Genomic DNA, 23,676 nt, shown 5'->3' with positions numbered 1-23,676 from the left:
GACCCCCCTCTTGGCCGCGCCGCGCAACGCCTCGAACAATTCCGCCGCATCCACCGCCCCGCTCCGCGTCTCCTTCGCGAAGATCAAGGAGCCCCTCGAGGTCCCGAACCTCCTGGCCCTGCAGACCGAGAGCTTTGACTGGCTGCTCGGCAACGCGGCCTGGAAGACCCGGGTCGAGGAGGCGCTGGAGAACGGTCTGGACGTCCCCACCAAGTCCGGTCTGGAGGAGATCTTCGAGGAGATCTCGCCGATCGAGGACTTCAGTGGGTCGATGTCGCTGACCTTCCGCGACCACCGTTTCGAGCCGCCGAAGAACTCCATTGACGAGTGCAAGGACCGCGACTTCACGTTCGCCGCCCCGCTCTTCGTCACGGCCGAGTTCACCAACAACGAGACCGGTGAGATCAAGTCTCAGACGGTCTTCATGGGCGACTTCCCGCTCATGACCCACAAGGGCACGTTCGTGATCAACGGCACCGAGCGTGTCGTCGTGTCGCAGCTCGTCCGCTCCCCGGGTGTGTACTTCGACTCCACCCTGGACAAGGTCTCCGACAAGGAGATCTACTCCTGCAAGGTCATCCCCTCGCGTGGTGCCTGGCTGGAGATGGAGATCGACAAGCGCGACATGGTCGGCGTCCGCATCGACCGCAAGCGCAAGCAGTCGGTCACCGTGCTGCTCAAGGCGCTCGGCTGGACCAACGAGATGATTCTCGAGGAGTTCGGCGAGTACGAGTCGATGCGCGCCACCCTGGAGAAGGACCACACCCAGGGCCAGGACGACGCGCTGCTGGACATCTACCGCAAGCTGCGCCCGGGCGAGCCGCCGACGCGCGAGGCCGCGCAGACGCTGCTGGAGAACCTGTACTTCAACCCGAAGCGCTACGACCTCGCCAAGGTCGGCCGCTACAAGGTGAACCGCAAGCTCGGCAACGCCGAGTCGCTGGACTCCGGTGTGCTCACCGAGCCCGACATCATCAACGCGATCAAGTACCTGGTCAAGCTGCACGCCGGCGAGGTCGACTGGCGTGACGAGACCGGCCGCGACATCGTGGTCGAGGTCGACGACATCGACCACTTCGGCAACCGCCGCCTGCGCAACGTGGGCGAGCTCATCCAGAACCAGGTCCGTACGGGTCTCGCCCGTATGGAGCGCGTCGTGCGCGAGCGCATGACCACCCAGGACGTCGAGGCGATCACGCCGCAGACCCTGATCAACATCCGGCCGGTCGTCGCCTCCATCAAGGAGTTCTTCGGCACCAGCCAGCTGTCGCAGTTCATGGACCAGACGAACCCGCTGTCGGGCCTGACCCACAAGCGCCGTCTGTCCGCCCTCGGCCCCGGCGGTCTCTCCCGTGAGCGCGCCGGCTTCGAGGTCCGTGACGTGCACCCCTCGCACTACGGCCGCATGTGTCCGATCGAGACCCCGGAAGGCCCGAACATCGGTCTGATCGGGTCGCTGGCCTCGTACGGCCGGGTCAACGCCTTCGGCTTCATCGAGACCCCGTACCGCAAGGTCGTCGACGGCGTGGTCACCGAGCAGGTCGACTACCTGACCGCCGACGAGGAGGACCGCTACGTCATCGCCCAGGCGAACGCCCCGCTGACCGCGGACCTGCACTTCGCCGAGCCCCGCGTCCTGGTCCGCCGCCGTGGTGGCGAGATCGACTACATCCCGGGCACCGAGATCGACTACATGGACGTCTCGCCGCGCCAGATGGTGTCGGTCGCGACCGCCATGATCCCGTTCCTCGAGCACGACGACGCCAACCGCGCGCTCATGGGCTCGAACATGATGCGCCAGGCGGTGCCGCTGCTGAAGAGCGAGGCCCCGCTGGTCGGCACCGGCATGGAGTACCGCTGCGCCGTCGACGCCGCGGACGTCATCACCGCCGAGAAGCCGGGTGTCGTCCAGGAGGTCTCGGCCGACTACGTCACCGTGGCCAACGACGACGGCACGTACACCACGTACCGCGCCGCCAAGTTCACCCGCTCGAACCAGGGCACCGCCTTCAACCAGAAGGTGCTCGTGGACGAGGGCGCCCGGGTCGAGTCCGGCCAGGTGCTGGCCGACGGCCCGTGCACCGACGAGGGCGAGATGGCCCTCGGCAAGAACCTGCTCGTGGCGTTCATGTCGTGGGAGGGTCACAACTACGAGGACGCGATCATCCTGTCGCAGCGCCTCGTGCAGGACGACGTCCTCTCCTCGATCCACATCGAGGAGCACGAGGTCGACGCCCGTGACACCAAGCTCGGCCCCGAGGAGATCACCCGGGACATCCCGAACGTCTCCGAGGAGGTCCTCGCCGACCTCGACGAGCGCGGCATCATCCGCATCGGCGCCGACGTCGTCACCGGCGACATCCTGGTCGGCAAGGTCACCCCGAAGGGCGAGACCGAGCTGACCCCGGAGGAGCGCCTGCTCCGCGCGATCTTCGGCGAGAAGGCCCGTGAGGTCCGCGACACCTCGCTGAAGGTGCCGCACGGTGAGTCCGGCAAGGTCATCGGCGTGCGCGTCTTCGACCGCGAAGAGGGCGACGAGCTGCCCCCGGGCGTGAACCAGCTGGTCCGCGTCTACGTGGCCCAGAAGCGCAAGATCACCAACGGTGACAAGCTCGCCGGCCGCCACGGCAACAAGGGCGTCATCTCCAAGATCCTGCCGGTCGAGGACATGCCGTTCCTGGAGGACGGCACCCCGGTCGACATCATCCTCAACCCGCTGGGTGTCCCGTCCCGAATGAACCCGGGACAGGTCCTGGAGATCCACCTCGGGTGGCTCGCCAAGCAGGGCTGGGACGTCTCCGGCCTCGCCGACGAGTGGGCCCAGCGCCTGCAGGCGATCGGCGCCGACACGGTCGAGGGCGGCACCAACCTGGCCACCCCGGTCTTCGACGGCGCCCGCGAGGACGAGATCACCGGCCTGCTGGACAACACCACGCTCACCCGTGACGGTGCGCGCCTGGTGAACTCCACCGGCAAGGCCCGGCTGTTCGACGGCCGCTCCGGCGAGCCGTTCCCGATGCCGGTCTCGGTCGGCTACATGTACATCCTCAAGCTGCACCACCTGGTCGACGACAAGCTGCACGCCCGCTCGACCGGCCCGTACTCGATGATCACCCAGCAGCCGCTCGGTGGTAAGGCGCAGTTCGGTGGTCAGCGCTTCGGTGAGATGGAGGTGTGGGCCCTTGAGGCGTACGGCGCGGCCTACGCGCTGCAGGAGCTGCTCACCATCAAGTCCGACGACGTTCTCGGCCGCGTGAAGGTCTACGAGGCCATCGTCAAGGGCGAGAACATCCCCGAGCCCGGCATTCCCGAGTCCTTCAAGGTCCTCATCAAGGAAATGCAGTCGCTCTGCCTCAACGTGGAGGTGCTGTCCTCGGACGGCCAGTCCATCGAGATGCGGGACTCCGACGAGGACGTGTTCCGCGCCGCCGAGGAGCTCGGCATCGACCTGTCCCGGCGCGAGCCGAGCAGCGTCGAAGAGGTCTGACGGAGGTGGGGCCGGCTGCTCGCTGAGCAGCCGGCCCGCCCCCAGGCCCCCCTCAGACCACATGAACGACTCTCGACTTACGAAAGAGGGCTTGACGACCAGTGCTTGACGTCAACTTCTTCGACGAGCTCCGCATCGGCCTGGCCACCGCCGACGACATCCGCCAGTGGTCGCACGGCGAGGTCAAGAAGCCGGAGACCATCAACTACCGCACCCTGAAGCCCGAAAAGGACGGCCTCTTCTGCGAGAAGATCTTCGGCCCCACCCGGGACTGGGAGTGCTACTGCGGTAAGTACAAGCGCGTCCGCTTCAAGGGCATCATCTGCGAGCGCTGCGGCGTCGAGGTGACCCGCGCCAAGGTGCGCCGTGAGCGGATGGGCCACATCGAGCTGGCCGCCCCGGTCACCCACATCTGGTACTTCAAGGGTGTGCCGTCCCGCCTCGGCTACCTGCTCGACCTGGCGCCGAAGGACCTCGAGAAGGTCATCTACTTCGCCGCCTACATGATCACCTGGGTCGACGACGAGCGCCGCCAGCGCGACCTGCCGTCCCTGGAGGCGCACGTCTCGGTCGAGCGCCAGCAGATCGAGAACCGCCGCGACTCCGACCTCGAGGCCCGCGCCAAGAAGGCCGAGACCGACCTGGCCGAGCTGGAGGCCGAGGGCGCCAAGGCCGACGTGCGCCGCAAGGTGCGCGAGGGCGCCGAGCGCGAGATGAAGCAGCTGCGCGACCGCGCGCAGCGCGAGCTCGACCGCCTCGACGAGGTGTGGGCCCGCTTCAAGAACCTCAAGGTCCAGGACCTCGAGGGCGACGAGCTGCTCTACCGCGAGCTGCGCGACCGCTTCGGCACCTACTTCTCCGGCTCGATGGGCGCGGCGGCCCTCAAGGACCGCCTCGAGACCTTCGACCTGGCGGAGGAGTCCGAGCGCCTGCGCGAGATCATCCGCACCGGCAAGGGCCAGAAGAAGACCCGTGCGCTGAAGCGCCTCAAGGTCGTCTCCGCGTTCCTGCAGACCACCAACAAGCCCAACGGCATGGTGCTGGACTGCGTCCCGGTCATCCCGCCGGACCTGCGTCCGATGGTGCAGCTGGACGGTGGCCGCTTCGCGACCTCCGACCTGAACGACCTGTACCGCCGTGTCATCAACCGCAACAACCGCCTGAAGCGGCTTCTCGACCTCGGCGCGCCCGAGATCATCGTGAACAACGAGAAGCGCATGCTCCAGGAGGCCGTCGACGCGCTGTTCGACAACGGCCGCCGCGGCCGTCCGGTCACCGGCCCGGGCAACCGCCCGCTGAAGTCCCTCAGCGACATGCTGAAGGGCAAGCAGGGTCGTTTCCGCCAGAACCTGCTCGGCAAGCGAGTCGACTACTCGGCCCGTTCGGTCATCGTCGTCGGCCCGCAGCTCAAGCTGCACCAGTGCGGTCTGCCCAAGGCCATGGCGCTGGAGCTCTTCAAGCCGTTCGTGATGAAGCGCCTGGTCGACCTGAACCACGCGCAGAACATCAAGTCGGCCAAGCGCATGGTCGAGCGCGCCCGTCCGGTCGTGTGGGACGTCCTCGAAGAGGTCATCGCCGAGCACCCGGTCCTGCTGAACCGTGCGCCCACCCTGCACCGCCTCGGCATCCAGGCCTTCGAGCCGCAGCTGGTCGAGGGCAAGGCCATCCAGATCCACCCGCTCGTCTGCACCGCGTTCAACGCGGACTTCGACGGTGACCAGATGGCCGTCCACCTGCCGCTCTCCGCGGAGGCGCAGGCCGAGGCCCGCATCCTGATGCTGTCCTCGAACAACATCCTGAAGCCGGCCGACGGTCGCCCCGTCACCATGCCGACCCAGGACATGGTGCTCGGTCTGTTCTTCCTGACCTCGGACCGCGACAACGTGAAGGGCGCCGGCCGCACCTTCTCGTCGACCGCCGAGGCGATCATGGCCTTCGACGCCCGCGAGCTGGACGTCCAGGCCCCGATCGAGCTGCGCCTGCCCATCGGCACCGTCCCGCCCCGCGGCTGGACCCCGCCGCTGGACGAGGACGGCCAGTCGTCCTGGTTCGAGGGCGAGTCCTTCCGCCTGAAGACCACCCTGGGCCGCGCGCTCTTCAACGAGCTGCTGCCCGAGGACTACCCGTTCGTCGACTACGAGGTGGGCAAGAAGCAGCTCTCCGCGATCGTCAACGACCTGGCCGAGCGCTACCCCAAGGTCACCGTCGCGGCGACCCTGGACAACCTGAAGGCGGCCGGCTTCCACTGGTCGACCCGTTCGGGTGTCACCGTCTCCATCTCGGACGTCATCGTCCCGCCGAGCAAGCCCCAGATCCTGGAGGGCTACGAGGCGAAGGCGGAGAAGGTCCAGAAGCAGTACGAGCGCGGTCTGATCACCAACGACGAGCGCAAGCAGGAGCTCGTCGGCATCTGGACCCAGGCGACCAACGAGGTCGCGGACGCCATGGCCGCGAACTTCCCGAAGACCAACCCGATCTTCATGATGGTCGACTCGGGCGCCCGTGGAAACATGATGCAGATGCGCCAGATCGCCGGTATGCGCGGCCTGGTGTCCAACGCCAAGAACGAGACCATCCCGCGACCCATCAAGGCGTCGTTCCGTGAGGGCCTCACCGTTCTGGAGTACTTCATCTCCACCCACGGTGCCCGTAAGGGTCTGGCGGACACCGCTCTGCGTACCGCCGACTCCGGTTACCTCACCCGTCGTCTGGTCGACGTCTCCCAGGACGTCATCATTCGCGAGGAGGACTGCGGCACCGAGCGCGGCCTGAAGCTGGCCATCGGCACCGTCGGCGCGGACGGCGTCCTGCGCAAGACGGACGACGTCGAGACCAGCGTCTACGCCCGCATGCTCGCCGAGGACATCACCGTCGACGGCAAGCTGCTGGCCACGGCCAACACCGACCTCGGTGACGTGCTGATCGACGAGCTGATCCGCCACGGCATCGCCGAGGTCAAGACCCGCTCGATCCTGACCTGTGAGTCGGCCGTCGGCACCTGCGCCATGTGCTACGGGCGCTCGCTGGCCACCGGCAAGCTGGTCGACATCGGTGAGGCGGTCGGCATCATCGCCGCCCAGTCCATCGGTGAGCCCGGTACCCAGCTGACCATGCGTACCTTCCACACCGGTGGTGTGGCCGGTGACGACATCACCCAGGGTCTGCCGCGTGTCGTCGAGCTCTTCGAGGCCCGTACCCCCAAGGGTGTGGCCCCGATCTCGGAGGCCCAGGGCCGGGTCCGCATCGAGGACACCGAGAAGACCCGCAAGATCGTCGTCACCCCGGACGACGGCACCGACGAGATCGCCTACCCGGTCTCGAAGCGTGTCAAGCTCCTGGTGAGCGAGGGCGAGGCGGTCGAGGTCGGCCAGAAGCTGACCATGGGTGCCACCAACCCGCACGACGTCCTGCGCATCATGGGCCAGCGTGCCGTCCAGGTCCACCTGGTCGCCGAGGTCCAGAAGGTCTACAACTCGCAGGGTGTGTCGATCCACGACAAGCACATCGAGATCATCATCCGGCAGATGCTCCGCCGCGTGACGATCATCGAGTCGGGCGACGCCGAGCTGCTCCCGGGCGAGCTCGTCGAGCGCGGCCGCTTCGAGCAGGAGAACCGTCGCGTGGTCTCCGAGGGCGGTCACCCCGCCTCCGGCCGTCCGCAGCTGATGGGTATCACCAAGGCCTCGCTGGCCACCGAGTCCTGGCTGTCGGCCGCCTCCTTCCAGGAGACGACCCGGGTCCTCACCGACGCGGCGATCCACGCCAAGTCGGACCCGCTGCTGGGCCTCAAGGAGAACGTCATCCTCGGTAAGCTCATCCCGGCCGGTACGGGTCTGCCCCGCTACCGCAACATCCGGGTCGAGCCGACCGAGGAGGCCAAGGCCGCCATGTACTCGGCCGTCGGCTACGACGACTACGACCTGTCGCCCTTCGGCGCCGGCTCCGGCCAGGCGGTCCCGCTGGACGACTACGACTACGGCCCGTACACCGGCTGAGTCGAAGGTTCCCGTCCGCAGGGCGGCCACCCCCTCCCGGGGTGGCCGCCCTGCGGCGTTTCCGGGGCCGGGCGAGAACCGATTAGGGATCTCGGCAGAGTTCGCGTAGAGTCGTGTTCACCGACGCGGGGTGGAGCAGCTCGGTAGCTCGCTGGGCTCATAACCCAGAGGTCGCAGGTTCAAATCCTGTCCCCGCTACTGCATCGAAGGGCCCGGAGGCTTCAAGCCTCCGGGCCCTTCGGCGTTCCCCGGCTCCGTCGCGCGGGGGAGGGCGGGAGATCCCTCCGGCGGGGGAGGCGGGGGCGGTGCGGGCGGGACAGGCTCGGGGCGTCGCAGCGGCGGCGCGGACGGGCGGAGGGGTGTGGATGGGGGTGCGGGCACCGGCGGGCGAGGGCGCCGACGGCGGGGGCCTGCCCACCGGGCTGCCGGTCGGGCATGATCTTCTCCACGGGGGCGGGGTCCCCGGGTACGGGGGAGCGGTGATGGCCGGACGGGTGGAACGGTGGCGGGCGCGGGTGACCGGGGTCGACCCGGACGTGCTGGACGGCCTGCTGGCGGCCGGTTCGGCGGCGGTCTCGCTCTGGTCGGTGCACCACGACGAGGTCGCCCGGGCCTGGTGGGTCTATCTGCTGGCGCTGGGGACGGCCCTGCCGCTGCCCTGGAGGCGGCGCGCGCCGGTGACCGTGATGGTGGTCAGCGGCGGGGTGTCGGGGGTGCTGTCGGTGCTCGCCCACTCGGCGATGCCGCAGCTGCCGCTGTCCGCGGTGATCTGCCTGTACACGGTGGCGGACCGGGCCGGGGAGTGGCAGCGCTGGGGCGTGCTGGCGGTGACGGTGACCGCCAACGTGGTGGGCACCCACTCGCCGGACGGCGCGCTGTTCTCGCTGATCACCTCGGTGGGCGCGTTCGTCTTCGGCTGCCTGGTGCGGGAGCTGCGCCGGCTGGCGGCGGTGGAGGCGGAGCGCGCCCGGGAGGCCGGCCGGCGGGCGGCCAGTGACGCGGCCCGGGCGGTCGCGGAGGAACGGGCCCGGATCGCCCGGGAGATGCACGACATCCTGGCGCACGCCGTCTCGCTGATGGTGATCCAGGCCGAGGCGGGGCCGCTGGTGGTGCGCGGCGACCCGGACCGGGCGGTGAAGGCCTTCGACACCATCGCCGACACCGGACGGGACGCGATGGTCCAGCTGCGGCGCGTACTGGGGGTGCTGAAGGAGGAGGGCAGCGCGCCCGAGCTGGCGCCGCAGCCCCGGCTGGCCGAGCTGCCCGCGCTGGCCGAGCGGGTGCGCCGGGCGGGGGTGCGGGTCGAGCTGGAGGTCGACGGGCGGACCGGGCCGGTGCCCGCGGACGTCGAGGCGGCCGGCTACCGGATCGTGCAGGAGGCGCTGACCAACACGGTCAAGCACGCGGGGGCCTCCCGGGTCTCGGTCCGGGTGGTCCGGGAGAGGGAGGAGCTGGCGGTGCTGGTCTCCGACGACGGCCGCGGGCTGCGGCCGGACCGGCCGGCGGACGGCCTCTCCGGCGGCCGCGGCCTGGTCGGCATCCGGGAGCGGGCGGCGGCCTGCGGAGGCCGGGCCGAGGCGGGGCCCGGGCCGCGCGGGCGGGGATTCCTGGTGAGCGCCCGGCTTCCGCTGGGCACGACGGTGCGGAGGGCTGCGGGATGACGCCGATCAGGGTGGTCGTCGCGGACGACCAGGAGCTGGTGCGGGCCGGGTTCGGGATGATCCTGGACGCGCAGCCGGACATCGAGGTGGTCGCCGAGGCGGCGGACGGCGCCGAGGCGGTCGAGGCCGTCCGGGTGCACGGCCCCGATGTGCTGCTGCTGGACGTCCGGATGCCGGTGATGGACGGGCTGGAGGCGGCCCGCCGGGTCTGCGCCGAGTACCCCGGCACCAGGGTGATCATGCTGACCACCTTCGACATCGACGACTACGTCTTCGACGCGCTGTACGCCGGGGCCAGCGGGTTCCTGCTCAAGGACGTCCGCCGCGACGACCTGGCGCACGGGGTGCGGATGGTGGCTTCCGGGGAGGCGCTGCTGGCACCCTCGGTGACCCGCCGGCTGATCGGTGAGTTCGCCGCCCGCCGGCCGGGCTCCGCCGGGCGGCCGGCGCGGGCGCCGGCGCGGCTGCTGGAGCAGCTGACCGCGCGCGAGCGGGAGACGCTGGTGCTGTTGGCGCGCGGACTGTCCAACGCGGAGATCGCCGCCGCGCTGGTGGTCAGCGAGCACACCGTGAAGACCCATGTCAGCAATGTGCTGGCCAAGCTGGGGCTGCGGGACCGGGTGCACGCGGTGGTGTTCGCGTACGAGGCCGGCGCGGTGGTGGCGGGGGAGCCCTGACCGGGTCTCCCCCGTGCGGGGGAGCGGGCGGATTCGCCGGTGCGGGCGATCCGCGACGAGGGGCGCGGCGGACAGGATCCGGGGTGTCGGAACCACCGGACCCTTCGTCAGGAGCGCACCCATGGACACCTCGCGGCGCAGCAGCGTCACCTCGTTCGCCGTCGTCGCCGCCCCCGTGCTGATGGCGCTGTACGGCGGCATCCGGCTGCTGGACGGCTCGCGCGAGCCGGGCCCCGGCTGGCTGATCGGTCACGCCCTGATGCTGCTGGGGCTGCTGCTGTTCGGTCCCGTGCTGGCCGCGCTGGGGCGGGGGCGCGGGATGTGGGCCCGGGCGGCGGCGGGGGTGGCGTTCGCCGGACTGGCCGCCTCGCTGGGGCAGATCGGGATCGACCTGTACGTCGGTGCGGTGGCGGTGGACAAGGCCGACCAGCACCGGCTGTTCGACGTGGTCCAGAGCCGGCCGGGCGTGCTGCCGGTGTTCTACTCGGCGGGACCGATGCTGTTTTACGTCGGCCTGCTGGCGCTGCTGGTGGCCGCGTCGGTGGGCGCCGGGCGGGTGCTGCGCTGGTGGAGCCCGGCGCTGATGTTCGCCGGGACCGTGCTGACCGCGGTGGACCTGGCGTTCGTCCCGGTCGCCGCCGGCTGCTACCTGGTGGCGCTGGCCCCGCTGGCGGGCTTCGGCGGCGCGGCCCGTCCGGCGGTCGCCTGAGCCGCGTTCCCGGGTCGGATTATCGGTGGCGGGCGGGCGGCGAGAGCCGTACCGTCCGGGGCATGAACGCGAAGCGCCCGCTGATCGCCGTGCTCACCGGCGCCGGGATCTCCACCGACTCCGGCATCCCCGACTACCGCGGCCCCAACGGGCTCTGGCAGCGCGACCCGGACGCGCAGCGGCTGGTCACCATCGAGCCCTACCTCACCGACCCCGAGGTCCGCCGGCAGGCCTGGCGGATGCGGGCCGGGACGGGGGCGCTCGGCGCCGAGCCGAACGCCGGGCACCGGGCGCTGGTGGGGCTGGAGCGTTCCGGGCTGCCGGTGCGGGTGCTCACCCAGAACGTCGACGGGCTGCACCAGCGGGCCGGGCAGACCCCCCGCAAGGTGCTCGAACTCCACGGCACCGCACGGGAGGTGCAGTGCGTGGAGTGCCGGGTGGTGGGCCCGATGGAGGAGGCCCTGGAGCGGGTCGCGGCGGGCGAGCCGGACCCGGAGTGCCGGGCCTGCGGCGGGATCCTGCGGCCGCGCACGGTGATGTTCGGCGAGAACCTGGACCCGGACGTGCTGCAGCAGGCGGACGCGATCAGCAAGGCCTGCGAGCTGTTCATCGCCGTCGGCACCAGTCTGCAGGTCTTCCCGGTGGCCGCGCTGCCGTACAACGCGGTGAAGACCGGCGCCCGGCTGATCATCGTGAACGGTGAGCCGACGCCGTTCGACGAGGCCGCCGAGGAGGTGATCCGGGAGCCGATCTCCACCGCCCTGCCGGCCCTGGTGAAGCGGCTGGTCGCCCGGTACGCCTGAGCGTCGCGAAGCGGTGCCCCGGGGGCGGGGAGTTCGGTGACGAGTCGATAGCAAGGTTCCGAACTCGCCGCTCCCGGTAGCTCGTTCTGCGCTACGCTGCCGCGCGGAGCGGCGCGGTCGGTTTCCGGCCACCGGGGGAGGCCGCACGGGCGGCCGCGTCTGCGCGCGGTACCGGCCACGGGCGTCCCCTGCTCCGCGGCGGCGCGTACGAAGGAGCCCTCATGACCTCAGGCCGACTGCTGGACCGGCACGCGATCGGGGGCGAACTGCGGGCGCTGGCGGACCGGCCCGGCCTGGCGCACCGTCAGGAAGAGCTCAAGGAGCTTGGGTTGGCCCTCTCCGGTACCGGCGATCTCGACCGGTGGGCCGAACTCGACCTGGTGCACAGCTTCGTCCGGCCGGAGAGCGTGCGGGCCGCGGTGCGGCCGGGCCCCGAGCCGCGGTTCTGGGGCTGGGTCGAAGTCGCCCTGGGAGCCCTGGTGTTCGTGCCGCTGCTGGTCACCTGGGCCGGCCTGATGCAGGCCACCAGCGCCTACCGGGGCCTGATCGGCGCGGACGCCGGCCAGGCCGCGCGCCCGTTCCTGCAGCTCTGGCAGACCGGCTTCGAGGGGCGGCTGCCCGGCTGGGCCACCTTCGGCGACGTCGCGCTGTCCGCCACCCTGTTCATCGCGCTGCTGCTGGCGCTCTCCGTCGCGCACGGCGTGCGCAGGGCCGGCACCGAGCGCCGCGAGGCGGCGGCCGAGGCCGGGGCGGAGGACCTGCTGGCGGAGCTGGCGCCGGTGCTCACCCGTGCCCAGCTGGTGCTGAACGAGCGCCGCCGTTCCACGCCGCAGCGCTTCGTGGCCGAGCTGACCGGCGCGGCCGAGACCCTGGAGCGGCTCGGCCGCCAGGCGGCCGACACCCAGCGGGAGTTGAGCGAGGCGGCGTCCGCCGTCGAGCGCTCGGTCGCCGGGGCCGAGCAGCGCCTCGCGGAGGCGGGCGAGGCGGTCGACCCGCTGCGCCGGGCCGTCGACGGCGTCGAGAAGGCGGTCGACGGGATCGGCAAGGCCGTCGACGGGGTCGGCCGGGCGGTGCGGGACAGCGGGGACCGGCTCGCCGAGACGGTCCGGGACGGCGCGGCGGCCACCGACGACCTGGTCCACCGGGGCGGCAAGCAGGTCGCCGACGCGGCCGAGCTGGTCCGCCGGGCCACCGACCGGGTGGGCGCCGAACTCGCCGGCGCGGGCGAACGGGTGGAGGAGGCGGTGCGCGATCTCGCGGTCGCCCAGCGCGGGTTCACCACCGGCGCGGAGACCGTGGCCGACGTCAACGGGCAGCTGCTGGAGCGGCTCGACGGGCTGGCCCGGGAGGTCGCGGTGCTGGCCGACCGGGTCGCGGCGGCGGCCTCGGCGGCCACTGCGGCGGCGGCGCGTGCGGAGGCGCCCGCGCCGGGCGGGCAGCGCGGCGACGGCGGCATCGTCATGGTGAAGACGGCCTCCGGACCCGGGCCCGACGCGGGCGCCGCCCGGTCCCGGGCGACCGGTGCCTCCGCCTCGGCCGGCTCGGCCGCATCGGGTGCCTCCTCCGTCGAGGCCGACGACCGGACGCTGCTGGAGCTGGACGAGGTGCCGGTGCACGGGCAGGGCCGATGAGGGGCCGGTTCCGGACGGCGCGCCCGCGGGCCCGGGGCGTGCACCTGGCCGGCTGGCTGTTCGCCGACATGCTGCTGGTGCTCGCCCTGGTCGCGATGGGCGACCAGGGCGACCCGGTGGCCGCCGAGCGGGCCGCCGCCGCGCCCACCGCCACCCCGAGCGCCACCGCCACCCCCAGTGCCACGCCCACCGCGACGCCCACCCCGGCCGGACCGCGCGGTGTCGAGCACGACCCGGTCACCGTCGACGTCAGCGGGGACGCCTCGGACACCGCCGGCCTGGCCGCCCAGATCCGCGCGGCCACCGAGCGGTACGCCGGACGGCAGGCCGCCGTCGTCCTCACGTTCGGCAGCAACCGCGACCCGGGTACCGGCCAGGCCTACGCCCACGCCGTCAACGGCCTGCTGGCGCAGGCCCGTCCGGAGATGTTCCGGGGCACCACCACCCGGGACTTCATCTCGCTCGCGGACAACCCTCGGCACGCCTCGGTGGAGATCTACTTCTACACCGGCTGACCGCCAACGCTCTGCCAATCGAAGGAGAAGTGCAGTGCAGATCCTCCCGTTCTACGCCGTGTGCGACGAGTCGGGGTCGATGAGCACCGACATCGACACCCTCAACAAGGCCCTGTTCGACCTCCACCAGGAGATCAGCACCAACCCGACCATCGCCGACAAGACCCGGTTCGGGCTGATCGGCTTCTCCACCGACGCCCATGAGCTCCAGCCGCTGGTCGACCTGAGCGACCTCGACGAGCTGCCCGCCCTGGAGGCCTCCGGCCTCACCTCCTTCGGCAACGCCTTCGCCCTGCTGCGCCGGGCGATCGAGCGGGACGTCCAGGCGCTGAAGGCCGACGGCCACGACGTCTACCGCCCGGTGGTGTTCTTCCTCTCCGACGGCATGCCGACGGACGACGACTGGGAGCAGGCCTACCAGGACCTGCTGGCCGCCGCGTTCCGGCCGCACATCATCGCCTTCGGCATGACCGGCGCCGACCGGAGCGTGATCGCGCGGGTCGCCACGTTCAAGGCGTTCATGCAGGACGAGGGCACGGCGAACCCGGCGGTCGCGCTGCGGGAGTTCGCGGCCAGCCTGACCCGCTCGATCGTCCGCTCGGTGAGCGGGGCGACCGAGGCCGGCCAGGGGATGAGCCTGCAGGTCGACGACCACGTGCCCGGGTTCACCTCCGTCTCGCTCGACAAGCTCTGAGGCCGGGCCGCCGGATGAACGCGTACGACAACCAGGTGCCGGGCGGCGGCCGGGCGCCGGAGCCCGGGCCGGAGCACGCGCCGACCCGCAAGGGCGACCCGATCGACCTCGCGGCCTCCGTGTACGAGCACGGCTGGGGACCGGCCGCGGTCCCGGCGGAGGCACCGGTCGAGGCGCCGGCCGAGGCGGCGCGGCCCGTGGTCTCCGGGCCGGTGGTCCCGGAGGGGTTCCTGCCGCGCCCGATCGGCCCGGGGCCGTCGGCGGTCCGTGAGCCGTGGGGCGCCGACGGGCCGGCCGTCGTCCCGCCGGTCGCCGAGGCCGTCACCGCTCCGGCTCCGGCTCCGGCTCCGACTCCGGCCCCGGTCCACGAGGCCGGGCCGGCCGTCCGGCCGTCCTCGTTCCGGGAGACCGGCCCGCTGACCCACGTCGGCCGCAAGCCTCCGACCTACCCCGCCGAGCCGACCGACATCCCCGCCCCCTCCGGCGGCGACCTCTTCGGCGCCCTGCTGCCCGACACCGTGGTGGACGGCGGACGGTTCGGCCCGGTCACCGTCCGCGCCGCCTCGGTCCGCGGCGACGGGCACCGCTACGCGGCCGAGTGCCGCCAGGACACCGCCCTGGTCGTCCGCACCGGCGAGCTGCTGCTGGTCGCGGTGGCCGACGGCGTCGGCTCCCAGTCGCACTCCCACCACGGCTCCCACGGCATCGTCCGGCTGCTGACCAGGCAGGTCGCCCAGAAGGCGGAGACCCTGCTGGCCTTCCTGCGCTCCGGCGCCGAGCTCGACTTCGCCAGCCTGATGAGCCGGCTGATCGCGGCGGCGGCCGGCGAACTCGCCCGGGAGGCCGAGCGGGCGGGCCTCCCGCCGAAGTCCTACTCGACCACCCTGCGGGCCCTGCTGGTGCCGGCCGACCCGGCGGTCCCGTTCCGGGGCTTCGTCTCGGTCGGCGACGGCGGCCTGCTGCGCCTGCGCGAGGGCGGCTGGCAGAACCTCGAAGCGGCCGAGGACGACGAGGGCGGCGCGCTGATCAGCACCCGGACCGACTGCCTCCCGGAGGCGTACGAGCACGCCCGGGCCCGGCTGATCACCGACACCCGCCCCGGCGACCTGCTGGTGCTCTGCACCGACGGGCTCGCGCTGCCGCTGCTCAAGGAGTCCGAGCTGCGGGAGTGGCTCGGCGGGCGCTGGGGCCGCGAGGTGCCCGGCCTCGCGGAGTTCCTCTGGCAGGCCCAGGTGCGGGTGCGCAGCTACGACGACGACCGCTCGGTCGTCTGCCTCTGGGAGGCCGCGCCGTGACCGCCCCGGACATCGCCACCGCGCTGGCCGACGGCGGGGACGCGGATCTGGCGCTGCTGCCGGTCGGCGGCGAGGCCGGCCGGGGCGGCCAGGGCCTGGTTCAGCGGCTGGACGGCTACCCCGGCCTGCTGTTCAAGCGCTACCTGGACGCCGGGCGGGTCAACGGCCGGGCCCTGGTCGAGCTGGTCGGCCTGCGGCTCGCGCTGCCGCAGGCCGACCGGGACCGGCTGGACGCCCAGGCCGCCTGGCCGCTCTGCCGGGTGGTGGACGGTCCGCGCTGCGTCGGCTTCCTGATGCGGGAGGCCCCGCCGACGATGACCTGGCAGACGGCCGCCGGCGCGCGCAAGCTCACCGAGGCGCAGTACCTGCTCTACCCGGAGAAGCCCGCCACCCAGGGCATCCTCCGCCCGGACGGGGAGCAGCGCCTGGCCCTGGTGCTGGAGCTGGTCGGGCTGATCGACCGGTTGCACCGCTGGGGGCTGGTGATCGGCGACCTCTCGCACGCCAATGTGCTCTGGACGGTGCGGCCCGAGCCGGCCGTGCACCTGCTGGACTGCGACGGCATCCGCCGGGTCGGCGCCGCCCCGGTGCTGGAGCAGGCGGACACGCCCAACTGGGCGGATCCGCGCTCTCCGCACGGCAGCGCGGCCTCGGTGGACAGCGACCGCTACAAGGCGGCGCTGCTGGTCGGCCGGACGCTGGCGCAGGACCCGTACGCGGCGCCGGGCACGGAGCTGCACCCGCTGCCGGGGGTGCTGACGGACCGGCAGCTGGTGATGGTCCGGCGGGTCTGGGAGCAGGCCGCCGGACCGTACGGGAGCCGGCCGGACCTGACCGCCTGGCTGCTGGCGCTCGGAGGGCGGGGCAGCATCCCGCTCGCGCCGGGCGTCGCCCCGCCGCCGCCGCGTCCGGCCCGGCCGGTGGACGAGCGGCTGTTCGACGGGCGGGCGGCCCGGGGCAGCATCCGCTTGCAGCGGCCCAGCTGACGGGGCGGGGCGGCGGGCAGGCCGACGAGGTCGGGGGCCGGGGGCCGGACGGAGCGCATGCGTACGATGATCCTTCCGGCTCCCCCCTCATGGCCTGGAGTGATCGACCGATGACGACGACGGCGAAGTTCGACCCCTGGTCGGCGGCGTTCGTGGCCCACCCCTACGACGCGTACGCCGCCCTGCGCGAGCAGGCCCCCGTGACGTACTTCGAACCCACCGACCAGTGGCTGGTCTCGCGCTTCGAGGACGTCAGCGCGCTGCTCCGGGACCGCCGGCTCGGCCGCACCTACACCCACCGGTTCAGCCACCAGGAGTTCGGCCGCCCCGAACCCGACCCGGCGCACGAGCCGTTCCACACCCTCAACGACAACGGCCTGCTCGACCTGGAGGCCCCGGACCACACCCGGATCCGCCGCCTGGTCTCCAAGGCCTTCACCCCGCGCATGGTCGAGGGCCTGCGTCCCACCGTCCGCCGGCTCGCCGGGGAACTCGTCGACGGACTGCTCGCGGACGGCGGCGGCGACCTGATCGCCGCCGTCGCCGAGCCGCTGCCGGTCGCGGTGATCGCCGAGATGCTCGGCGTCCCGGAGTCCGACCGGCACCTGCTGCGCCCGTGGTCCGCCGACATCACCGGGATGTTCGAGCTCAACCCGAGCGAGGAGGCCGCCCGCCGGGCCGTCACCGCGAGCACCGAGTTCTCCGACTACCTGCGCGCCCTCATCCGCGAGCGCCGGGCCGCCCCCGGCGAGGACCTCATCAGCGCGCTCATCCAGGCCCAGGAGGGCTCGGACGCGCTCAGCGAGCAGGAGATGATCTCCACCTGCGTGCTGCTGCTCAACGCCGGCCACGAGGCCACCGTCAACACCACCGGCAACGGCTGGTGGGCGCTGTTCCGCCACCCGGAGGAGCTGGCCCGGCTGCGCGCCGACGTGGACGGGCTGCTGCCCACCGCCATCGAGGAGCTGATGCGCTGGGACACCCCGCTGCAGCTGTTCGAGCGCTGGGTGCTGGAGGACATCGAGGTGCGCGGCGTCAGCATCCCGCGCGGCTCCGAGGTCGCCCTGCTCTTCGGCTCCGCCAACCGTGACCCGGAGCGCTTCGCCGACCCCGACCGCCTGGACCTCGGCCGCACGGACAACCCGCACATCACCTTCGGCGCCGGAATCCACTTCTGTCTCGGCGCTCCGCTCGCCAGACTGGAGCTCACCGAGTCGTACGGCACCCTGCTGCGGCGCGCCCCGGGCCTGCGGCTGGTCCGCGAGCCCGCGTGGCAGCCGGGCTATGTGATCCGGGGGCTGGAGGAATTGGTGGTCGAGGTGTAGCGGACGAGGGGAGCGGGCCATGGGCGGCGGCAGGGCGACCGGGGCGCTGCTGGGACTGGCGATCGGGGACGCGCTGGGCAAGGTCACCGAGTTCTCGGAGGTCGAGCTGATCGCGTGGCAGTGGCCGGACTGGCGGCGACTTCCGCTGCCGGCCGACGCGTTGGTCACCGACGACACCCAGATGACGCTCGCCCTGGCCCGCGCCCTGCGCACCGCGTCGGCCCACGGCCCGCTCACCCCGCAGAGCCTGGAGCCGCCGCTGCGCGCCGAGTTCGTCGCCTGGTCGCGCTCGCCGCAGAACAACCGCGCGCCCGGCATGACCTGCCTGCGCTCCTGTGACCGGCTCGCCTCGCCCGGCGTCCGCTGGCAGCTGGCGAGCGACGTCGGCTCCAAGGGCTGCGGCGCCAATATGCGGGTCGCCCCGCTCGGCCTGGTCCGCGAGCTGACGATCGACCAGCTGGCCGGGGCCGCCCAGCTCCAGTCCGGGCTCACCCACGGCCACCCGACCGCGCTGGCCGCCGGCGAGCTGACCGCGTACGCCGTCCGCAAGCTCGCCGAGGGACTGCCGCCGGCCGGCCTGACCGCCGTGCTGCGGGCGTACGCGCTCGCCCACCGGGGCCGCTACGACGCACTCTGGCTCGGCGACCTCGCCGACCACGCCCAGGACCGTACGGCCGAGGCGTTCGCCACCCGCGGCTGGGACGAGTGCCTGGCGGTGCTCGACCGGCTGGACGCCGCGCTCGCGGCGCCGGACGTCGAGGCCGACCCCTGCCTGGCCACCGGCGAGGGCTGGATCGCCGAGGAGGCGCTCGCCACCGGGCTGCTCTGCTTCCTGCTGCTGCCGGACGACCCGGTGGCCGCCGTCCGCCGGGCCGCGTACTCCTCCGGGGACTCCGACTCGATCGCCTGCCTGGCCGGCGCCTTCGCCGGTGCCCACCTGGGCGCCGGCGCCTGGCCGGCCGACTGGGTGGAGCGGATCGAGCACCGGGACGAGCTGCTGGAGTTCGGCGCGTTCTGGGACTGACCGCCCGGCGTGCCGCTACTCGCCGCGCAGGCGCCCGGCGACGAAGGCGACCAGGTCCGGGAAGCGGGGGACCGGCACCACGGCGGTGGTGCCGAGCCCCAGGCCCAGCGCGCCGTCCGGGAGGAAGGCCGTGTGGCAGCGGTGGCACAGGTAGCCGGCCTGCCAGGCGGTGACCAGCGACGGGTGCACCGCCGCGTAGGCCTCGAAGTCCCGCCGGGCGCGGCGGCGGAAGCGGCCGCGCCCGATCAGCAGGCCCGCCGCCGTCAGCAGGAACGGCGTCGCCAGCACGGCGAGCAGGATCAGCGCGTCGCGGCCGCTGTTCTCCTGGCCGCTGGTGGAGAACGAGACGATCAGTGCCAGGAAGCCGGCGCCGGCGACCAGTCCGAACATCGCGGCGATCGCGCAGCCGTTGCGGGGCGCGGCGAGCCGGGGCGCGGGCGGCGGGGCCAGCTGGTCGGCCAGCAGGCTGCTGGAGGAGCCGGAGACGTACGTCGTGGTGCTGCCGAAGGTCGGGACGATCCCGACCCCGCGGGCGTAGGCGACACCGGAGGAGTAGCCGGTGCTGCGCCCCGTGTAGGTGCTGGTCTGCGACTCGTAGACGCTCGGCACGCTCTGCACCTGGTCGAGCCCACCGCACTGCGGGCAGCTGAGCCTGCTCATCGATCCTCCCGGTCGTCCCATGGCCGTCCTGCGGCGAACGATCATGGCACAGCCGGCCGGCGGCCCGGGAACCGGTCGCGGCCGCGCCGCGTCGAACCGGCACCGAGGCGCGGGCACCGGCCCGCGCCGCGACCGAGAGGCGAGGCCGGCCATGTCCGCGACGTCCGTCCGCACCCGCCGCCCGGCGGCGCTCCTGCTCTGCTGCGCCGCCCTGCTCACCGCCTGCGGCTCCTCCGGTGGCACCGCGACCGTGGTCCGGGTCGATCCCGCGGCCCTGCCGCCCGCCGACCCCGCGCAGGTCGCCGCCACCGCCGCGGGCACCGGCGCCTTCGGCCTCGACCTGCTGCACACCCTCACCGCCGACCCCGCCGCGGCCGGCCGCAACCTGGTGCTCTCGCCGTCCGGCCTGGCCACCGTCCTCGCCATGGTGCTGCCCGGCGCCCGCGGCGCCACCGCCGACGAACTCGCCAAGGCGCTGCACACCGAGCTCACCCCCGAGCAGTACGCGCTCGCCACCGGCGCCCTGAACCGCCCCGCGACGGCCACTGCCAAGGGCGGGCCGGTCCTGCGGCAGTCCGACGACCTCTGGGCCCAGCGCGACTACCCGCTCGACTCGCACTACCTCGGCGTGCTGGCCGCCGCCTTCGACACCCGCGTGCACACCGCCGACTTCCGCAAGGACCCGGAGGGCGCCCGCAAGGCCGTCAACGGCGTCGTCGAGAAGGCCACCGAGGGCCGGATCAAGAACCTCTTCGCCGAGGGGCAGATCAACCCGAACACCCGGCTCGCGCTCACCGACGCGCTCTACCTCAAGGCCGACTGGGCGGAGCCGTTCAAGGCCGGGAAGACCACCGGCCGGCCGTTCCACCGGCTCGACGGCACCGAGGCCGCCGTCCCCACCATGGCCCAGACCACCGGTCTGCGGTACGCCGAGGGCTCCGGCGGCATCCTCGGCGAACCCTGGCAGGCCGTCGAACTCCCCTACGCCGGAAGCACCTTGGCGATGGATCTGGTGGTTCCCGCGCAGGGCGGCTTCGCGGCCTTCCGCAAGGGCCTGGACCAGGCGGAACTGGACCGGATCCTCGGCTCGCTCGCCCAGCGGACCGTCGACCTCACGCTGCCGAAGTTCCACTTCGACACGGCGAACGAGCTCATGCCCACCCTGCGGGCCCTCGGCGTCCAGGCCGCCTTCGGCCCGGCCGCCGACCTCTCCGGCATCCCCGGGCCGGGCGCCGGCGAGGCGCTCACCATCGGCACGGTGGTGCAGAAGGCCACCGTGCAGGTCGACGAGCAGGGCACGGTCGCCGCGGCCGGCAGCGGCGTCGGCGTGGAGGCGATGGCCGCGCCGGCGCCCGCGAGCCCCGTCCAGCTGCACATCGACCGGCCGTTCCTCTTCCTGATCCGGGACACCGCCACCGGGCGGCCGCTCTTCCTCGGGCAGGTCACCGACCCGGCGGCCAGCTAAGCCGGGGGCCCCGGACCGCCACGGCCGGGGACCGCTACCCGGCCGGGTAGCGGTCCCCGAGCGCCGGGTGGCCCGGCTCGCGGCTGCCGAACAGCACCAGCAGGTCGTCCGCCGTCCGCAGCAGCGCCTCCCGGCCCTCCACCGCCTCCGTCCAGTCGGCCGGCAGCGCGCCCGCGCCGTACGCCGCGCCGACCAGGTTGCCGCAGACCGCGCCGGTCGAGTCGCTGTCCCCGGAGTGGTTCACCGACAGCAGCAGCGCCGCACGGGCCGGCTCCGGCCCGTCGGCCGCCGCGAGCAGGCAGTACACCGCGATCGCCAGGCACTCCTCGGCGATCCAGCCGAGCCCGACCCGCTCCACCGCCTCCGCCGACGGCTCCGACTCCTGGGCCACCCGCACCGCCCGGGCCAGCGCCTGCACCGTCTCCTTCGAGGCCGGCCACTGCCGGGTCTGCTCCACCGTCTCGCCGACCGCCGCCCAGGGCTCGGTTCCGGCCGCCAGCCGCTCCACCAGCGCCGCGAACGCGCCCGCCGCCAGATAGCCGGTCGGATGCCCGTGGGTCAGCTGCGCGCACTGGGCGGCCAGCCCGAAGGACTGCTCCACGCCCAGCCGGCCCAGCCCGAACGGCGCCGAGCGCATCACCGTGCCGCAGCCCTTGGAGTGCGCGTTGATCGGTCCCGGCTGCCCCAGTGCCACCGGCGGCTCGAACACCGGGTGGTACTGCACCCCGCTCAGGCACGCGTTGCCCGGCGCCCGCCGCGCGTACAGGAACGGCTCGCGCAGCAGCCAGCCGTCGTACGGGCTGGGCAGCGGCTCCCGGTCCGGCGCGCCCTGCTGCTGGGTGAGCAGCCACCGCCGGTACGCGCCGTGCACCGCCTGCGGCACCGAGCCGCCGCCGCCCGACCAGCCGCGGACGAAGCCCCGGATCAGGCCCTCTGCGGTGAACAGCGTCATCTGGGTGTCGTCGGTGACCTCGGCGACCAGGCCGCCGCCCGGCAGGCCCGTCACGCCGTCCGGGCCGAAGCGCTCACGGATCTGCTGCAGTTGCTGGAACTCCACCGGCCAGCCCAGGGCGTCGCCGATCGCGCCGCCGAGCAGCGCGCCGCGCACCCGGTCCCGGTAGCCCGTCTCCGTACTCGTCACTGCCGTCCGCCCCTCGTCGGTTCCCCGCGATCTGTTCTATCAGGCGGCCGGACCGCGGCTTCGGAACCGGGCTTCGGATCCGGGCTTCAGATCCTGGTGGAGGACGTCAGCGGCGGATCTCACCGGAGCGTTGGCGCAGGGAGGCCCGGTCCGCCGCGGCGCGGCCCGCCGCCCAGCCCTCGCCGTCGCTCACCCGCACGCGCTGCGACACCAGCTTGGGGAACATCCGGCCCACCTCCTGGTCCACCGCCTCGGTGCGCGCCTTCAGGGCCGGGAGTAGCCGCTCGTCCGGGACCAGCTGCTCCGCCGTGCCGTCCTCGCGCAGGTGCCGGCCGGCCGCGGCGTCGCTGGTCGTCCGCTCGGTCGCCTCGGTCAGCCGCTCGCGGATCCGCGCGGCGTAGGCCACCAGGAAGGACTGCCGGAACGCCTTGGTGCGGGAGGCGCCGTCCAGGTGCTGGCGGGCGCCGGCCTGCTGCATCGCGTGCGTCGCCTGGACCAGGAGCGAGGTGTAGAGCAGCTCGACGCCGTCCAGGTCGGCGTCGAAGCCGATCACGGTGCAGAAGCCGAACTCCTTCGCCCAGACGACCCGGCAGCGGTTGGCGGCCGCCACCGCGTCCAGCAGCATCGTCTTCGGGCCCTCGTACGGGTTGTCCACGCCGATCCGCAGCGCGCCCGGCGCGTGCGGGTCGGCGCCGTCGACGGCGAGCAGGGCCTCGTCGATGCTGTGCTGGGCCATGAGCTGCTGGGCCTTGGCGGTCAGCGCCTCGGCCTCCTCGGGGAAGTCGGTGGACTCCGCCTTCGCCAGCAGCGCGCGGATCCGCGACAGCATCCGCGGCTCGCCGGTCACCGGGCCGCGGGCGCGTTCCCGGTGCGCGGCCTGTCCCGGAGCAGGGCCCACCGGGGCGATCGGGGGCAGCCGGCCCCAGCCGCGCAGCAGCTCCAGCAGCGCGGTGGCCAGCGCGAAGCGGTCGAGGCGGTGCCGCTGGGCGAACGCGGGCAGGTACGCCTCGTCGGAGGGCCACCAGATCTCGGCCTCCAGCTCGCGCAGCTGCTCCTGCCAGCGCCGGTCCGTCGCGGCCGCCGGGTAGCGGCGGCCCTCGGCGGCGATCAGGTCCACGGCGAGCGCCAGGTGCACGGGCTTGAGCTCCCGCCGCACCACCCGCACCAGATCCGCCGGCCGCCACCCGGCCGACCAGCACCGGCCGACCGCCGTGTCCGCGTACCCCAGCACCGCCCGGCTCACCGCCGGCCACTGCCCGGGGGAGGCCGCCAGAAGGGAGGCCCCGGTGTCCAACGCGAGGTCCAGCCCCTCCTCCGGAGCCGTCACCACCCCCCGCACCGCCATCTCCAGCAGCGCCCCGGCCTCCCCGCCGCCACCACCGCCCTGCTGCTTCCGCCTGCCCACGCCGCCTACCTCCGGGGTCCCACTACCTCCCACCCATGATGCCGGACCCACCCAAACCCCCGGCCCCGGCGGTTTCGGCTGCGCCTCGCCGTGGGCTTCGCCCGGGCGGTTTCGGCTGCGCCTCGCCGTGGGCTTCGCCCGGGCGGTTTCGGCTGCGCCTCGCCGTGGGCTTCGCCCGGGCGGTTTCGGCTGCGCCTCGCCGT

Annotated in this window: 17 protein-coding genes and 1 tRNA gene; 15 read left to right on the top strand and 3 right to left on the bottom strand. The window is 73.2% G+C overall.

Annotation, left to right across the window (positions count from 1 at the left end; all coding sequences use genetic code 11):
• The first annotated feature begins 10 nt into the window (after positions 1 to 10).
• The 14 genes from rpoB (at position 11) to ABTX81_RS07720 (ending at position 18,802) form a co-directional block, all read left to right on the top strand.
• Entirely contained in the window at positions 11 to 3,487 is a 3,477-nt protein-coding gene (gene rpoB / locus ABTX81_RS07785; protein WP_350542333.1) for a DNA-directed RNA polymerase subunit beta, read from the top strand.
• Positions 3,488 to 3,588: 101 nt separating this feature from the next.
• Positions 3,589 to 7,482 carry a DNA-directed RNA polymerase subunit beta' gene (locus ABTX81_RS07780; RefSeq protein WP_350542332.1) on the top strand — a complete coding sequence of 1,298 codons (3,894 nt, stop codon included), beginning with the start codon at positions 3,589 to 3,591 and terminating at the stop codon, positions 7,480 to 7,482.
• A gap of 124 nt (positions 7,483 to 7,606) precedes the next feature.
• Positions 7,607 to 7,680: transfer RNA gene (locus tag ABTX81_RS07775), tRNA-Met, on the top strand.
• Positions 7,681 to 7,964: 284 nt separating this feature from the next.
• Positions 7,965 to 9,143, top strand: coding sequence for a sensor histidine kinase (locus tag ABTX81_RS07770; protein ID WP_350542331.1), 1,179 nt, complete (start codon positions 7,965 to 7,967; stop codon positions 9,141 to 9,143).
• On the top strand, positions 9,140 to 9,820 hold the full coding sequence (locus tag ABTX81_RS07765) for a response regulator (protein ID WP_350542330.1): 681 nt from the start codon (positions 9,140 to 9,142) through the stop codon (positions 9,818 to 9,820). The genes ABTX81_RS07770 and ABTX81_RS07765 overlap by 4 nt, the downstream gene beginning before the upstream one ends.
• Before the next feature lie 121 nt (positions 9,821 to 9,941).
• Positions 9,942 to 10,529, top strand: a complete 588-nt coding sequence (locus ABTX81_RS07760) for a hypothetical protein (protein ID WP_350542329.1) — start codon at positions 9,942 to 9,944, stop codon at positions 10,527 to 10,529.
• Between the two features lie 62 nt (positions 10,530 to 10,591).
• Entirely contained in the window at positions 10,592 to 11,332 is a 741-nt protein-coding gene (locus ABTX81_RS07755) for an SIR2 family NAD-dependent protein deacylase (RefSeq protein WP_350542328.1), read from the top strand.
• 221 nt (positions 11,333 to 11,553) lie between these two features.
• Positions 11,554 to 12,963, top strand: a complete 1,410-nt coding sequence (locus ABTX81_RS07750; RefSeq protein ID WP_350542327.1) for a methyl-accepting chemotaxis protein — start codon at positions 11,554 to 11,556, stop codon at positions 12,961 to 12,963.
• Positions 12,960 to 13,478, top strand: coding sequence for a hypothetical protein (locus ABTX81_RS07745; protein WP_350542326.1), 519 nt, complete (start codon positions 12,960 to 12,962; stop codon positions 13,476 to 13,478). Before ABTX81_RS07750 ends, ABTX81_RS07745 begins: the two co-directional genes overlap by 4 nt.
• Before the next feature lie 34 nt (positions 13,479 to 13,512).
• On the top strand, positions 13,513 to 14,172 hold the full coding sequence (locus tag ABTX81_RS07740) for a vWA domain-containing protein (RefSeq protein ID WP_350542325.1): 660 nt from the start codon (positions 13,513 to 13,515) through the stop codon (positions 14,170 to 14,172).
• Positions 14,173 to 14,186: 14 nt separating this feature from the next.
• Positions 14,187 to 15,467 (top strand): protein phosphatase 2C domain-containing protein, encoded by a 1,281-nt coding sequence (locus ABTX81_RS07735; protein ID WP_350542324.1) that lies wholly within the window; start codon positions 14,187 to 14,189, stop codon positions 15,465 to 15,467.
• Positions 15,464 to 16,453 carry a hypothetical protein gene (locus ABTX81_RS07730; protein ID WP_350542323.1) on the top strand — a complete coding sequence of 330 codons (990 nt, stop codon included), beginning with the start codon at positions 15,464 to 15,466 and terminating at the stop codon, positions 16,451 to 16,453. The genes ABTX81_RS07735 and ABTX81_RS07730 overlap by 4 nt, the downstream gene beginning before the upstream one ends.
• Before the next feature lie 110 nt (positions 16,454 to 16,563).
• The gene (locus ABTX81_RS07725; RefSeq protein ID WP_350542322.1) at positions 16,564 to 17,778 is read left to right on the top strand and encodes a cytochrome P450; all 1,215 of its coding nucleotides are present in this window, start codon (positions 16,564 to 16,566) and stop codon (positions 17,776 to 17,778) included.
• Between the two features lie 19 nt (positions 17,779 to 17,797).
• A complete protein-coding gene (locus ABTX81_RS07720) occupies positions 17,798 to 18,802 on the top strand; it encodes an ADP-ribosylglycohydrolase family protein (protein WP_350542321.1) in 1,005 nt (334 codons plus the stop codon).
• Between the two features lie 15 nt (positions 18,803 to 18,817).
• Here the strand turns inward: ABTX81_RS07720 and ABTX81_RS07715 are convergent, their stop codons facing one another.
• Positions 18,818 to 19,462, bottom strand: coding sequence for a hypothetical protein (locus ABTX81_RS07715; RefSeq protein WP_350542320.1), 645 nt, complete (start codon positions 19,460 to 19,462; stop codon positions 18,818 to 18,820).
• Between the two features lie 151 nt (positions 19,463 to 19,613).
• Between ABTX81_RS07715 and ABTX81_RS07710 the strand changes: the two genes are divergently transcribed.
• A complete protein-coding gene (locus tag ABTX81_RS07710; RefSeq protein ID WP_350542319.1) occupies positions 19,614 to 20,927 on the top strand; it encodes a serpin family protein in 1,314 nt (437 codons plus the stop codon).
• A gap of 34 nt (positions 20,928 to 20,961) precedes the next feature.
• On the opposite strand, the gene ABTX81_RS07705 is transcribed toward ABTX81_RS07710, so the two are convergent.
• The gene (locus ABTX81_RS07705) at positions 20,962 to 22,068 is read right to left on the bottom strand and encodes an ADP-ribosylglycohydrolase family protein (RefSeq protein WP_350542318.1); all 1,107 of its coding nucleotides are present in this window, start codon (positions 22,066 to 22,068) and stop codon (positions 20,962 to 20,964) included.
• 106 nt (positions 22,069 to 22,174) lie between these two features.
• Complete coding sequence (locus ABTX81_RS07700; RefSeq protein ID WP_502892728.1) at positions 22,175 to 23,413, bottom strand: DUF2786 domain-containing protein; 1,239 nt, start codon at positions 23,411 to 23,413, stop codon at positions 22,175 to 22,177.
• Between the last annotated feature and the right edge of the window lie 263 nt (positions 23,414 to 23,676).

The sequence above is a fragment of the Kitasatospora sp. NPDC097605 genome, from assembly GCF_040302725.1.
Taxonomy (GTDB): Bacteria; Actinomycetota; Actinomycetes; order Streptomycetales; family Streptomycetaceae; genus Kitasatospora.
Note: the sequence above shows the minus strand (reverse complement) of the source record. Positions and strands in the feature narration are given on the sequence as shown.

Coding starts and splice junctions, on each gene's coding strand:
- ABTX81_RS07750 (WP_350542327.1), top strand. CDS start 11,554: ATGACCTCAGGCCGACTGCTGGACCGGCACGCGATCGGGGGCGAACTG.
- ABTX81_RS07745 (WP_350542326.1), top strand. CDS start 12,960: ATGAGGGGCCGGTTCCGGACGGCGCGCCCGCGGGCCCGGGGCGTGCAC.
- ABTX81_RS07715 (WP_350542320.1), bottom strand. CDS start 19,462: ATGAGCAGGCTCAGCTGCCCGCAGTGCGGTGGGCTCGACCAGGTGCAG.
- ABTX81_RS07755 (WP_350542328.1), top strand. CDS start 10,592: ATGAACGCGAAGCGCCCGCTGATCGCCGTGCTCACCGGCGCCGGGATC.
- ABTX81_RS07765 (WP_350542330.1), top strand. CDS start 9,140: ATGACGCCGATCAGGGTGGTCGTCGCGGACGACCAGGAGCTGGTGCGG.
- ABTX81_RS07725 (WP_350542322.1), top strand. CDS start 16,564: ATGACGACGACGGCGAAGTTCGACCCCTGGTCGGCGGCGTTCGTGGCC.
- ABTX81_RS07700 (WP_502892728.1), bottom strand. CDS start 23,413: ATGGCGGTGCGGGGGGTGGTGACGGCTCCGGAGGAGGGGCTGGACCTC.
- ABTX81_RS07720 (WP_350542321.1), top strand. CDS start 17,798: ATGGGCGGCGGCAGGGCGACCGGGGCGCTGCTGGGACTGGCGATCGGG.
- ABTX81_RS07760 (WP_350542329.1), top strand. CDS start 9,942: ATGGACACCTCGCGGCGCAGCAGCGTCACCTCGTTCGCCGTCGTCGCC.
- ABTX81_RS07770 (WP_350542331.1), top strand. CDS start 7,965: ATGGCCGGACGGGTGGAACGGTGGCGGGCGCGGGTGACCGGGGTCGAC.
- ABTX81_RS07735 (WP_350542324.1), top strand. CDS start 14,187: ATGAACGCGTACGACAACCAGGTGCCGGGCGGCGGCCGGGCGCCGGAG.
- ABTX81_RS07710 (WP_350542319.1), top strand. CDS start 19,614: ATGTCCGCGACGTCCGTCCGCACCCGCCGCCCGGCGGCGCTCCTGCTC.